Source organism: Terrihabitans rhizophilus, from assembly GCF_033898525.1.
Classification (GTDB): Bacteria; Pseudomonadota; Alphaproteobacteria; order Rhizobiales; family Methylopilaceae; genus Flaviflagellibacter; species Flaviflagellibacter rhizophilus.
Map to the genome: position 1 here is coordinate 71,499 of NZ_JAXAFJ010000007.1, position 12,876 is coordinate 84,374.

Below are 12,876 nucleotides of genomic sequence, written 5' to 3' on the forward strand. Positions count from 1 at the left end.
TGCAAAGCCGGTGCCAAGCAGGACATAAGACGTGCATACGCAGTCATAACTGGCGGACGATTGGTGTCTCGCAAGTGGAAGATCACGACGCTGCGTACGTGCAAGGGGCGATTTGACGGCTTTTCGGACGTCCATTCTCGATCGCCGGTCAGCCCGGATGCCCAAAAAGCATCCTGCATGCGCATGCAATATGAGCTTGTCGAGGGCCCTCAGGCGGATAGGCTTCGTGCATCCAGCCGGCACGAGGTGCACTTCCGAACATGGCCTATGACCAGCTCTTGCAGACCCTGCTCGGCGGCCTCGCGATTGGCTGCATCTACAGCCTAATCGCACTTGGAATCTCCATGATCGTGCGGGCGACGGACATCATGCACTTCGCTCAAGGTGAGTTCATGATGATCGGCGCCATGGCCGGCTTCTCCGGCGCAATGCTGGGCAACCTGCCACTGCCTTTCGTCCTCCTCGCGGGCACCCTGGGCGGCGGACTGATCGCAGTGGCGGCGGAGCTCGGCATCTACCGGGTGCTGCGGCGCCGCAGGGTGCCGCTGATCAACGTGGTGATCTCGACCATCGGGGTCTCTATCATCCTGCAGAACGGTGCACGGCTCGCCTGGGGCTCGGAGCCCCTGGCCTATCCGAGGCTGTTCGAAGCGGGCGGTGTCTCCGTTCTCGGCTTCAATGTTGCGCCCCAACTGCTCTGGATCGTCGGGCTCAGCCTCGCCATCATGGCGGCGCTGACCGTGTTCTTCCGCTTCAGCCGGACGGGTATCGCGATGCAGGCGGCGGCACAAGATCCCGATGCGGCGCGCCTGATGGGCATCAGCGTGGAGCGCGCCACCGTAAACACCTTCGCGGTCGCGGGCATGATGGCGGGTGCCGCCGGCGTTCTACTGGGGTCGCTGTTCTTCGCATCCTTCAACATGGGCTTCGCGACCGGCATCAAGGCCTTCGTTGCGGCGACCCTCGGCGGCCTCGGCAGCGTACCGGGAGCCATGGTCGGCGGGCTCTTGTTCGGCCTCATCGAAACCTTTGCCGGGTCCGTGATCTCGACCTCCTACAAGGACGCGATAGGCATGGTGACCCTGATCATCATCCTCCTCTTCGCACCCATGGGCCTCTTCGGCCGTCAAGGGCGGCAGGTCTGACATGGGCATTATTGTGAACCCAAATCTCTTGCGGATCCTGGCGCTCCTGGCTCTGGCCGCCGTGCCGCTGGTGGAAAGCAATTCCTACTGGCTGCACGTCTTCAGCGTGGCGCTGATCGCTGCGGTCCTGGCGCTCGGGCTCCAACTGCTCGTCGGCATGGCGGGAATGCTGTCGCTGGGGCAGGGGGCGTTCTACGGCATCGGCGCCTATACGGCCGGGATCGTGGCCACCTCTTTCGGCCTGCCTTTCCTGCTGACGCTTCTGGCGGGAGGGATTGCCGCGGCACTCGCGAGTCTTCTGCTGATCCCGCTCGTAAAGCTCAAGGGCTCCAGCCTCGGGGTCGCCACTTTGGGCTTCAGCATCATCATCCACCTGCTGATCCTCAACGAGGAATGGCTGACGGGCGGTAGCCTTGGCCTGATGGGCATTCCCGATCCCGAGATCTTCGGGCTGAACCTCGCCCATGACGAAGCCTTTTACTGGCTGTGCCTCGTGATCCTGGCGCTCGTCTACGTCTCCATCGACCGCATCAACACCTCGCGGTTCGGGCGCGCACTTGCCGCCATAGCGCAGGACGAGGAGGCGGCGCGCGCCAGCGGCATCCAGATCGCGTTGTGCAAGAGCAAGTGCTTCCTGATCGCGGCCTTTACCGCGGGGTTGGCCGGCACGCTCTACGCCTACCATTCCCGCTATCTCAGCCCTAACGACTTCACCTTCAACAAGTCGATCGAGGTCCTGATCATGGTCGTGGTCGGCGGCCTTGGCAGCCTGCCAGGTGCGGTGCTCGGCGCCTTCATCGTCGTGCTGATGCCGGAATATCTCCGGTCTTCCGGCGAACTGAGGATGATCCTTTTCGGAACCGCAGTCGTGGTGCTGATGGGCACGGGCAATCGCGGCCTCATCGGCCTGTTGCAGGCCGCAGCCTCACTGGTGCTCAGCCGCCTGCCGAGTTTCGGACGCAGCCGATACGTGGTGAGGCCCGGCGAATGAGCGCGACGCTTCTCGAAACCCGTCAGATCACGCGGCGCTTCGGCGGTCTGGTCGCTGTCGATGGCGTGGACCTCGATGTCGCCGAAGGTGAGGTTCATGGTCTGATCGGTCCCAACGGTGCCGGCAAGACCACTATGCTGAACCTGCTCTCGGGGCATCTTCCTTCCTCATCCGGCAGCATCCTTTTCGCCGACGCTGATGTGACCCGCCATGCGGCGGAGAAACGTGCGATCGCCGGCATCCGGCGCACATTCCAGAACCTGAAGTTGTTCAAGGAACTGCCGGCTCTGGACAATGTCATGGTGGGCCTGCACGCCAGCACCCGCTCGGAAATATTCCACGCGCTGCTTCGCACACCGTTTCAGCGGCGGGAGGAGCGGGAGATCGTCGAGCGGGCGCGCGAGGCTCTGGACTTCGTGGGCCTTGGACCTTTCGCGGACAAGGCCGCGGGCAGTCTGCCCTACGGGCATCAGCGCCTTCTGGAGATCGCCCGCGCATTCGTGGCTCGCCCGAAGCTCCTCCTGCTAGATGAACCTGCAGCCGGCCTGAACGGCGCCGAAAGCAAGGCGCTCGTCGATCTCATTCGCCGCATCCGGGCGGCCGGCACCACCACGGTTCTCGTCGAGCACCACATGGACGTCGTGATGCCGACCTGCGACCGCATCACGGTGCTGAACTACGGCAAGCTGCTGGCCAAGGGCACCCCTCAGGACATCCGGCACAACAGCGAGGTCATCGGCGCCTATCTCGGCAAGGGCTCGGCCCTCAAGCGCGAACGCGCGGCGCAAGAAGGGGCTGTCCATGCTGCGCCTTAGCAATGTCTCGGCCTCCTACGGCCAGGTGTCTGCCCTGAAAGGCCTCGACCTCTTCATCGGTGCGGGAGAGGCGGTCGCCTTGATCGGATCGAACGGCGCCGGCAAGTCGACCACGCTGAAGGTTATATCCGGCCTCGTGCGCCCGAATGGCGGCACGGTCGAATTCCTGGGCGAGCCCATCACCGGCATGAGACCGGAGCAGATCGTCGAACGCGGGATTATCCACGTGCCCGAGGGCAGGCGCATCTTCCCCAAGCTCTCCGTGGAACAGAACCTTGAAGTCGGTGCCTACTCGCAGCGTGCACAAAGCCGCAAGCGAACGATCCGCGACGAGGTGTACCAGCTCTTTCCACGGCTGCATGAGCGTAGGCGTCAAATGGGCGGATCTCTGTCCGGCGGCGAACAGCAGATGCTGGCATTCGGCCGGGCGATGATGGCCCAGCCTCAACTTCTCCTGCTGGATGAACCCTCGCTGGGCCTCGCGCCGATCATCGTGGAGGAGGTGGCGCGTGCCATAGCGCACTTCCGTGCCGGCGGCGTGACCGTCCTCCTCGTCGAGCAGAACGCCGAGCTTGCGCTGACAATAGCCTCACGCGGCTACGTGCTGGAAACCGGCACCATCACCCTTTCCGGGACCAGCGGGCAATTGCTCGAGAACCCCGAGGTTTGGGCCAGCTATCTCGGCCACGAGCAGCTGGAGAACGCCTGATCGGGCACCGGCGATGCCGGATCAAACAGCATTTCCTGTCATCGTCTTAGAAGGGGCAAACCAATGACCAGTCTGAAGAGAAACCTGCGTTCGACTCTGCTGTCGGGCCTGATGGTCGCCGCCATTGGCGGTGCCGCGATCGCCGAGCCGGTGAAGATCGGCGTGTTCGGTCCAATGACGGGCGATGCGGCCGCCATGGGCCAGAGCCTCCGCGAAAGCGTCGATCTTGCAGTGAAGGAAAAGAACGCGGCCGGCGGGCTGCTCGGCGAAAAGATCGAGATTGTCTACGCCGACGACTCCGGCAAGCCCGAAGAGGCCGTGAACGTGGCCAAGCGCCTGATCTCGCGAGACGAGGTTCTGCTCACGCTCGGCAGCATCAGCAGCCCGGCCAGCCTTGCGGCCTCGCAGGTTAGTCGTCAAGGCGAGGTGCCCCAAATCGTCATCGCCGGAACTGCCCAGAAGATCACCACGCTTGGCAACAAGTGGGTGTTCCGTTCTCCGGTGCCGGACACCAAGCTTGTGTCCGACCTCGTGGATTTCATTCACGAGAAGTTCCCCAACTACAAGAAGTTCGCCTTCCTCTACGTGAACGATGACTTCGGCCGCGGCGGCTTTGAGGCCTTCAAGAAGGCCGGGCAGAAGCACGGCTTCGAGATCGTTGCCGAAGAGCGCTACACGCGCGGAGACATCGACTTCACCTCGCAGCTCGGCCGGATCAAGTCGGCTGGCGCGGATGCCATGATCGAATGGTCGCGCTACACCGAGGGGGCGCTTGTCGCCAAGCAGTTTGCGCAAATCGGCATGACGATCCCACGTTTTGCATCCGACGGCGTGGCCACACCGAAGTTCGTCGAGCTGGGCGGCGATGCGGTGAACGGCGTCTACTTCACAACGCATTTCAGCCTGGCGACCGCGGCCGACATACCGGCAGCTCAGACCTTCATCGAGAAGTACAAGGCTGCCTATGGCCGCAATCCGGATTCCTATGCCGCGGAAGCCTACGACGCCATCACGCTTGCCATTCTCGGCGTCGAAAAGGCCGGCAAGGCTGATCGCGAGGCGGTGCGCGCCGCGCTCGCCGCGTCCAGCTTCGAAAGCGTGCGTGGTCCCTTCAAGTTCGACGAAAAGGGCGATCCGCTGCTGACCACGCATGTGGTGAAGCTCGACGGCGGCAAAGAAACCAACGCCCGCGCCATGGCCGTCCAGAACTGATCGTAAGCGGCGCGGCTTACGGGCCGCGCCGGCCCTTCCTCGCATTTCCCGAGATCCTGTCATGACCGAGCTTCGCACCGTCACGTCCGAAAATCCCCGGCCGCTCGCCAACTACACCGAGGCGTCGATCGCCGCCGGCATGATTTTTCCGGCGGGCCAGCTCGCCAGCGACTTCAAGACCGGTGTGCCGGAGGAGGCGCGCAAGCATCCTTCGTTTCCGTACTACGGCTCCGACATCAAGCTGCAGACGCGCTTCATCATGGAGAACCTGAAGCGGACCTTTGCCGCTGCTGGAAGCTCGCTCGACAATGTGGTCAAGGCTCAGGTCTTCCTGACTGACTTGAACGACTTCGCGGGCTTCGACGAGATCTGGAAGGCATATTTCAGCGTCGCGCCGCCGCGCACCACCGTCGGCACCACAGGTCTGCTCGTGAAGGACACGCTGATCGAAATCGACCTGATCGGCTACCTTCCTGAACTTGGCAGCTACCAGATCGTATCCTCCGGCAATCCGAAGCCGCTGGCCAACTACTCCGAAGCCTTCGCCATAGGAGACCTGGTCTTCGCTGCAGGGCAGCTTGCCAGCGACTTCAAGACCGGCGTCCCGGCCGAGGCACGCAAGGCCGACAACTTCCCGTACTACGGCTCTGACATCAAGCTGCAGACGCGCTTCATCATGGAGAACCTGAAGCGCACCTTCGCAGCCGCAGGCAGCTCGCTCGACCACGTTCTGAAGGCGCAAGTCTTCCTGACGGACCTCGACCACTTCGCCGCGTTCGACGAAGTGTGGAAGGAGTACTTCAAGGTGGCGCCCCCGCGCACGACCATTGGAACGTCCGGCCTGCTCATCAAGGACACGCTGATCGAGATCGACCTGATCGGCTATGTGCCTCGCGAGGGCCTGACGCACGAGGTGGTGACATCCGCGAACGCCAAGCCGCTGGCCAACTATTCCGAGGCCGTCACCGTCGGCCCCTTCGTCTTCGCGGCCGGTCAGCTTGCCAGCGACTTCAAGACCGGGGTGCCGGAGGAGGCGCGCAAGCATCCTTCGTTCTCGTATTACGGGTCCGACATCAAGCTGCAGACGCGCTTCATCATGGAGAACCTGAAGCGGACCTTTGCCGCTGCCGGTAGCTCGCTCGACCAGATCGTCAAGGCGCAGGTCTTCCTGACCGACCTCAACGACTTCGCCGGTTTCGACGAGGTCTGGAAGGAGTATTTCCGCGTTCCGCCGCCGCGNCGGTAGCTCGCTCGACCAGATCGTCAAGGCGCAGGTCTTCCTGACCGACCTCAACGACTTCGCCGGTTTCGACGAGGTCTGGAAGGAGTATTTCCGCGTTCCGCCGCCGCGCACGACCATCGGGACGTCTGGGCTGCTCATCAAGGACAGCCTCATCGAAATCGACGTCATCGGCATTCGCTGATCGATCCCGCATCCAAGACCGACGGCGGCGTTTCTCATGACCATCAACACCGGGCAGCCTGCACATCCGAGGCAGGCTGTAGCCGTCAATCCAACCTTGCTGACGGCGATCCTCTGCGTCTGCGGCATCGGCGTCGTCTCGCAACTTTACATCCCGATCCCGCTGATCGGGTTCATCTCCGAGCGTTACGGGGTCACGGGTGATCAGGCGGCACTCGCCGGCAGCCTGTTCGGCTTTCCTTACGCCGCAGCCTTCCTGTTTTTCGGCCCCTGGTCGGATCAGGTCGGCCGCCGCTTCGTTCTGGTGCTTGGTTTTTCGTTGCTGGCGATTTCGTCGCTGCTCGTGGCGTTCGCCCCTGGCTTCTCCACCATGTTGCTTGCGCGCGCGGTGCAGGGGTTCTGCGCCGCCAGCTTCTCGCCCGTGGCTCTGGCCTATGTTGCCGATGCAACAGAAGCAAAAGCGCGTGCGATGAGCGTGGCGCTGCTGACGACCAGCCTGTTCCTGGCCGGTATCCTTGGGCAGGTCTATGCAAGCGCCATGGCGCTTCATTTTGGCTGGGAGGCACTGTTCGCCACCACCACCGTCTTCTACGTCGCCGCGGCGCTGATCATACGCTTCGCGCTTCCCGCCATCACGCCTTCCGGCGGTGCGTCGTCTTTCCGAAAAATCTACGCGGCCATCCCCGGCCTGCTCACGCAGCGAAGGCTGCTGGCCGTCTATCTCGTGTCCTTTCTGGTGCTGCTGGGCTTTGTCGCTTTCTACAGCGGGCTTGGACCATACTTGTCGCAGCGCTTCGGCGTCGCGCCGACGGAGATGATCTGGGTTAGAGCCGCCGGCCTGCCCGCGATGTTCGCAGCCATCGTCGTGGGCCGCTTGCTGCCGCGCCTCGGCGGGCCCTTCTTTCTCATGGCTGGGCTCATCGTGGCCGCTATCGGCTTTGCCTTGGCGGCGGTCCCCGGGCCCTTGGCCTGGACCGTCTGCGCCAGCGTCGTCTTCGTGCTCGGAACCTCCCTGATGATCCCAAGCATGATGTTCCGAATCAATGAACTCGCCGCGACCGGCCGGGGCGCTGCGGCGGCTCTCTACACTCTCACCCTGTTCGCCGGAGCATCGGTGGGCGTGCTGATCGGCCAGTGGGCGGTGCCCATGGGATTTACGGGCTTCAGCCTGTTTATGGCCGTGCTGTACCTGGCAGGATTGATTGGCTTTCGTTGGCTTAACGGGGGGCGTGAGCATTAAGAAGGATCGAGGATGACGCTGGAGATCTGCGGATTTCTGTCGCCGTTGCGCAGATGCCGCCACGATCCTGGGTGAGGCGACGAAGCGGGTGCCAAGGGTCTGTTCGAGGCGCCACCGACGGCGGAATGGGCTTTTCGCAGAGCGCAGGCACCATCGATGAACGGACCTTTCAGCAGTATACAGGCTGCACGTCTGCAGCTAGATCAGGTCGCATGCAGTCCACGTTGCAGCAGTTGGAAATCGTTCGCACGAAGTCCATGACGCAGTTGGTCCAGGATGAACTGGAACGGCTCATTGTGGATGGCGAATTGTCGGGTGGCATGCGCGTGTCCGAGCAGGGAGTTGCCCAGCGGCTAAATGTCAGCCGCGGCCCCGTACGTGAAGCCTTTCGAGCGCTTACCGAGGCTGGCCTGTTGGTGGCGGAGCGCAATCGCGGCGTCGTGGTGCGCCAGCTGGACGCGAACGAACTGCTGGATCTCTACCAAGTGCGCTCAGCGCTGGAGGGCGAACTTGCGGCCGTGGTCGCGCCAATCATCGGCGACGAGGTTCTCAAGGAACTTGAAGACATCGTGGATCGGATGCGGGTCGCGGCGCAGGCCAATGATGCCGACCTGTTCTTCACCCTGAACGTCGGCGCCGACATCATCCTTCTCGACCAGTGTCCGAACCGGAAACTGGTCGATGCCTACAACCTCGTGACGAGGCAGATGAAGCTGTTTCGGCGCCGTCGCCTCCAGGATCAGGCCCAGATGGTCCAGTCCGCAGCTAACCACGCCGGATTGATCCATGTTCTTCGGTCACGCGATCCGGATCGTGCCCGGGAGGCCTTCCGGCAGCATGTGCTCGAAGCTCGGGCAGGTATTTCAGGCGCTTACTCCGCCGGCTGACGCGCGGGGATCCTGCCCCGGAGCCAGGCGACGCCCCTGTACAGCGGCGCGCTGAGCAGGATGATCATCAGTACGCGCACCAGATGGAAGGCGGTGACGAGCGGCACCGCAAGATGCAGCGCGCCGGCGGTGATGCTCATTTCCGCGACTCCGCCGGGCGCAGTCGCGAGGACAAGCCCGGAGAGATCGAAGCCGGTCCAGAGCGAGACGAGCCATGCAATTCCGACGTTCAGGAGCATCATTCCAAACGTGCCGGCGACTGTGGCGGGAAGGAAATGGCGCAAGCGGATGATGATGCCCCGGTCGATCCGGGAGCCAAGAGCGCAGCCGATAAGGACCTGCGCGACGTCGATCATCCAAACGGGCACATGCGAGGCCGGGATCTGCAGGATCGCGACCGAGGCACCGACCGCGAGGCCTGCGAGGAACCACGCGTTCATGATCCTCAGCCGGTCGAACGCAACAGCAAGTGCGCCGGCCAGAACCAGCATGACGATGAGAGCCGGGGCATGGACCAGGGCGCCGGCAGAGGCTCCCGAGAAATCCGCATCGCTGGACAAGGCGACGAGAAGCGGCGGGATGATGAGAACCACGAAGATGATGCGCAGTGACTGCGCCAGTGCAACGAGTGCCGTCTCCCCGCCATAGCGCTCCGCAAGAACGGACATCTCGGCGACGCCGCCCGGCAGGCTGGAGAAATAGGCAGTCTCGAAGCTTGTCCGCGCAAACACAGAAACCAGCCGCGCCACCATCACGCCGCCGATCATCGAAAGCGCTGCGGCCAGCACCATGATGTGCAGGTAGCCTGCAAGGCTCTCGACCACCGCCGGAGAAAAAGCCAAACCGATTGCGACTGCTGCAACGGCCTGTCCGATCTTCCGGAGAAGTGGCGGCTGCTTCAATTCAGCGCCTGCAAGGGATGCAATGGCGCACGCAATCAGTGGCCCGAGCAGCCATGGGAGCGGAATGCCGACGGCGTGGAAAATGAGCCCGGACAGCGCTCCGAGCAGAAGTCCTGCCAACATCCGCAACATGTCAGTTCCCTATAACCGCAAAGGAGCGCAGCTATGTCATCCGGAAAGCCGGATTGCAAATTGCCTACAATCTACACATCTGGGCTTGCCGATTGTGCACGGGTTTTCAGACCGCCCACTGCAGAGGGTGAGAGATGATAGATCAGGGTCGGGTATATTCGTCTTTGGAGCCCCTGTGATGCTGGAACTCGAAACAAAGAACGGCGAAAATCAGCCAATGATGATTGAATCACGTAAATTAACACCGAAAGCCACAGACAAGATCGCGTTCTAGGTGCAGGAACTATACGATATAATCTAATGGAGTTCTTACAAGAACTACTAATTTGTCCTAATTTTCTTTGAATCCCAGTCTGGCACGTATCCTGCTTAGAGCCCTTCAGCTCTTGTCTGGAGGATGCCATGTCCGAATTCGCCGTCTCGCGCCGCCTGTTTCTGGGGGGCTCCGCTGCTCTTGGGGCCGCACTGCTTGCTCCCGCCGGCCGTGCTGCCGCAGCAACCTTCCCCTCGAAGCCCGTCGAGATTCTGTTGGGCGTCGGGCCGGGCGGCGGTACCGATCTTGCCGCGCGCATGATCGGCCCGCACTGGCAGCGGACGCTCGGCGGCACCCAGCCGGTTACCTATGTACAGATGCCCGGAGCCTCTGGCCTTCTTGCCCTGAACCATCTGCTCAAGGGCAAGCCGGACGGCCACATGGCGATGTTCTATCCCATCCCCCACATCGCCACCTCGTTCGAACTCAACAAGGTGCCCGGCAAGACCAATGCGGACGTCGCCTGGCTCGGGGCGATGTTCAACGATCCCAACGTCCTGCTGGTGAAGAAGGACGCGCGCTGGACGTCGATTGCGGACTTCATCGCGGAGGCCCGCACATCAAGCCGGCCCTTCACCATCAGCGGCTCTACGCCGATGTCGAACGCCCATTTCTCGACCGTGGTGCTGCGTGAACTGACCGGCGCGAACCTCAAGTTCGTGCCCTTCGGCTCCGGCGCCGATGCGCGCAATGCGGTGGCCGGGGGCCACGTCGATGCGTGCCTGGCGCCGTACTGGTCGGCCATAGGCGTGCTGGAGATGACGAAGGCGATCGGCATCTTCCAGGACAAGAACCCGGCCCCCAACCTGTGGCAGCCGGTTCCGGTCAACGAGGTGCTCGACGTGAAGATTCCCAATCTCTCGGAGCCCTACGCGATGTTCGTGTCGAGCGCCGTTCGCGAGAAGAACCCCGACGCGTTTGCGCAACTGGTCTCCAGCTACGGGCAGGCCGTTGCCAGCCCCGAGTTCAGGGCCGCGGCCGACAAGGACAACCTCACGCCCTTCCTGGTGGACTGGGACGCAGACCGCTGCAGCGCCTTTGTTACCGAGTATGTGGCGCTGGTGAAGCAGTACCTGCCGGCGATGGAAAAAGACCTGAAGGACATGTGATCCGCCCGTCATCGTCTCGAACAAGGTGTCCGGCATGTCCGTGTCCATTCACTTCCTCACAAAGCTGGCTTTCCCGCTGCTCATCTGCGTGTTTGCTCTTGGATACCGCGCCTCCATCGAGGAGGCGCCGCGAGCCGCCCGTCTGTTCCCGGACGGGCTGCTCTCGATCCTTATCCTCGCCTGCGTCGTGCAGGCGGCACGCAGCATCTACCTGCAATGGTCGAAGGGGGAGGGCGAAGGGCCGGAACTCACGCTGAACGCCGCCCAGATCATGGTGCTGGCGGCGATGGTGGCGTTCTACCCCGCCGTGCTGCTGTTCGGCTTCGGCCTTCCTAGCCTGGCCTTCCTGTTCTGTGTGTCGTTGCTCTGCGGCGCGACCTATCGCCAAGCCTTGCTCGTCACGATCATTGCCGCCGCCGCGCTGTATGGTTTCGTGCGCCTGTCGGGCTTCGCTCTTCCGCTTTACTGAAGAGACCGAGCCATGTTCGAGTTTTCCAATGCCGTTGAAGGCCTGATGCTGCTCTTCACTTGGCAGGTCATGGCCGCGATCACGGTCGGGTTCCTGCTCGGCTTCCTCGTCGGCGCCGTACCCGGCTTCAACGATTCCAATTTGATGGCGATCATGTTGCCGCTGACGATCTATCTCGATCCCATGATCGCGATCGTCGGCATGTCCTCGCTCTACTTTGCGGCTCAGGCGGCGGGAGCCATCCCGGCAATCCTGATCAACATTCCCGGAACGGGCGGTGCCGCCGCCACGACCATCGAGGGCTACCCGATGGCCCAGAAGGGGCAGGCGGGCTACGCGCTCGGCCTGTCTCACGGAGCATCCTTCGTCGGCGCGGCCGTCGGCGCGCTGGCCTCGCTCATGATCGCTCCGGCGCTCGGTCTGTTCGCACTCAGGTTCGGTCCCGCCGAGATGTTCCTGCTGGGGGTCTTCGGGCTCACCATCGTGGGCGCGCTTGCAGGCAAGGATCTCCTGAAGGCCGGCATCGCCATTCTCCTCGGCCTTCTGGTTTCGCTGGTGGGTGCTGATCCCTCCACGGCCTTTGAGCGCGGCACCTTCGGCATCCTGTCGCTTTCGGACGGGATTTCACTGATGGCCATCATCCTTGGGCTCTTCGGCCTGCCGGAACTGATCGATCTCGTGAAGCGCACATCCGTCAGCGGCCAGAGCGAGGTTTCCGACCGGGAGCTGAACTCCAACCTCCATCGGGGCTTCTTCGACGCCTTCAAGTACAAGGGCGCGCTGGCTGTCTCCTCGGCGGTGGGCCTTGTCGTCGGCATCGTCCCCGGCGCGGGAGCGGCGATCTCGTCCTTTGTCAGTTACGGCATGGCCAAGCAGATGTCGCGCAACCCGCAGAACTACGGCAAGGGCGAGCCCGAGGGCCTCGTTGCCGCCGAGTGCGCGAACAACGCCACCGCCTGCGCCGCCATCGTGCCGCTGCTGACGCTCGGCCTGCCGGGATCGGGGTCGACCACGGTGATGCTCGCAGCGCTGATCCTGCACGGCATCCGCCCGGGTCCCCAGTTCTTCGCGCAGTTTCAAGTGGAGGCGTTCACGATCTTCTGGTCGTTCTTCGTCTCGGCCATCCTGATCGCGGTCGTCGGCTGCTGGATTTCGCGGTACACGCGCCGCCTCGTCTACGTGCGGGGCTACATCCTCGTGCCGACGGTGCTGCTCCTGCTGTTCCTCGGCGCGTATGCGACCAAGTTCTCGACCTTCGACCTAGCGGTGGTTGCCGCGTTCGGAGCACTCGGCATCGCCATGCGTGTGCTGCGCTACCCCATTCCGGCCTTTCTGCTGGCCTTCATCCTTGGACCGATCCTGGAAGCCAACTACCTGCGCGCCACGCGCATCGGCGGCCTCGACATCTTCATCCAGAGCGGGATCTCGCAATTCCTGATCGTGCTCTCGGTGCTGTCCCTCGTCATTCCCGGCCTCTGGCTTCTGCGCCAGCGCCGGCCCTCCCTTCAGCACGGCTGACAGTCCTTCGG

At 63.0% G+C, this 12,876-nt stretch carries 13 protein-coding genes; 12 read left to right on the plus strand and 1 reads right to left on the minus strand.

Translation table 11 applies throughout. From position 1 onward, the window contains the following. The first annotated feature begins 260 nt into the window (after window positions 1–260). The 9 genes from SCD90_RS12070 to SCD90_RS12105 all read left to right on the plus strand — a co-directional run bounded on the left by SCD90_RS12070 (window position 261) and on the right by SCD90_RS12105 (window position 8,422). The gene (locus tag SCD90_RS12070) at window positions 261–1,145 is read left to right on the plus strand and encodes a branched-chain amino acid ABC transporter permease (RefSeq protein WP_319844936.1); all 885 of its coding nucleotides are present in this window, start codon (window positions 261–263) and stop codon (window positions 1,143–1,145) included. Window position 1,146: 1 nt separating this feature from the next. Continuing rightward, complete coding sequence (locus SCD90_RS12075; protein ID WP_319844937.1) at window positions 1,147–2,136, plus strand: branched-chain amino acid ABC transporter permease; 990 nt, start codon at window positions 1,147–1,149, stop codon at window positions 2,134–2,136. Beyond that, complete coding sequence (locus SCD90_RS12080; protein ID WP_319844938.1) at window positions 2,133–2,951, plus strand: ABC transporter ATP-binding protein; 819 nt, start codon at window positions 2,133–2,135, stop codon at window positions 2,949–2,951. The genes SCD90_RS12075 and SCD90_RS12080 overlap by 4 nt, the downstream gene beginning before the upstream one ends. Then, window positions 2,938–3,660: an ABC transporter ATP-binding protein gene (locus tag SCD90_RS12085; protein WP_319844939.1), complete on the plus strand. Its 723-nt coding sequence runs from the start codon at window positions 2,938–2,940 to the stop codon at window positions 3,658–3,660. The genes SCD90_RS12080 and SCD90_RS12085 overlap by 14 nt, the downstream gene beginning before the upstream one ends. A gap of 63 nt (window positions 3,661–3,723) precedes the next feature. Continuing rightward, a complete protein-coding gene (locus SCD90_RS12090) occupies window positions 3,724–4,872 on the plus strand; it encodes an ABC transporter substrate-binding protein (protein WP_319844940.1) in 1,149 nt (382 codons plus the stop codon). A gap of 61 nt (window positions 4,873–4,933) precedes the next feature. Next, entirely contained in the window at window positions 4,934–6,118 is a 1,185-nt protein-coding gene (locus SCD90_RS12095) for a RidA family protein (protein WP_319844941.1), read from the plus strand. Between the two features lie 34 nt (window positions 6,119–6,152). Next, window positions 6,153–6,296, plus strand: a complete 144-nt coding sequence (locus tag SCD90_RS16640) for a RidA family protein (protein ID WP_425265684.1) — start codon at window positions 6,153–6,155, stop codon at window positions 6,294–6,296. 36 nt (window positions 6,297–6,332) lie between these two features. Then, on the plus strand, window positions 6,333–7,535 hold the full coding sequence (locus SCD90_RS12100; RefSeq protein ID WP_319844942.1) for an MFS transporter: 1,203 nt from the start codon (window positions 6,333–6,335) through the stop codon (window positions 7,533–7,535). A 212-nt stretch (window positions 7,536–7,747) separates the two neighbouring features. Beyond that, window positions 7,748–8,422, plus strand: a complete 675-nt coding sequence (locus SCD90_RS12105; protein ID WP_319844943.1) for an FCD domain-containing protein — start codon at window positions 7,748–7,750, stop codon at window positions 8,420–8,422. Here SCD90_RS12105 and SCD90_RS12110 read toward each other — a convergent pair. Beyond that, window positions 8,407–9,456 (minus strand): AbrB family transcriptional regulator, encoded by a 1,050-nt coding sequence (locus SCD90_RS12110; protein WP_319844944.1) that lies wholly within the window; start codon window positions 9,454–9,456, stop codon window positions 8,407–8,409. The genes SCD90_RS12105 and SCD90_RS12110 overlap by 16 nt on opposite strands. Before the next feature lie 402 nt (window positions 9,457–9,858). On the opposite strand from SCD90_RS12110, the gene SCD90_RS12115 reads away from it, so the two are divergent. Genes SCD90_RS12115 through SCD90_RS12125 form a run of 3 tightly spaced genes read left to right on the plus strand, consistent with a single transcriptional unit; the run spans window position 9,859 to window position 12,865 of the window. After that, the gene (locus tag SCD90_RS12115) at window positions 9,859–10,878 is read left to right on the plus strand and encodes a tripartite tricarboxylate transporter substrate-binding protein (RefSeq protein WP_319844945.1); all 1,020 of its coding nucleotides are present in this window, start codon (window positions 9,859–9,861) and stop codon (window positions 10,876–10,878) included. Between the two features lie 34 nt (window positions 10,879–10,912). Further along, a complete protein-coding gene (locus SCD90_RS12120) occupies window positions 10,913–11,347 on the plus strand; it encodes a hypothetical protein (protein WP_319844946.1) in 435 nt (144 codons plus the stop codon). A 12-nt stretch (window positions 11,348–11,359) separates the two neighbouring features. Continuing rightward, window positions 11,360–12,865, plus strand: a complete 1,506-nt coding sequence (locus tag SCD90_RS12125) for a tripartite tricarboxylate transporter permease (protein WP_319844947.1) — start codon at window positions 11,360–11,362, stop codon at window positions 12,863–12,865. The last annotated feature ends 11 nt before the right edge of the window (window positions 12,866–12,876 follow it).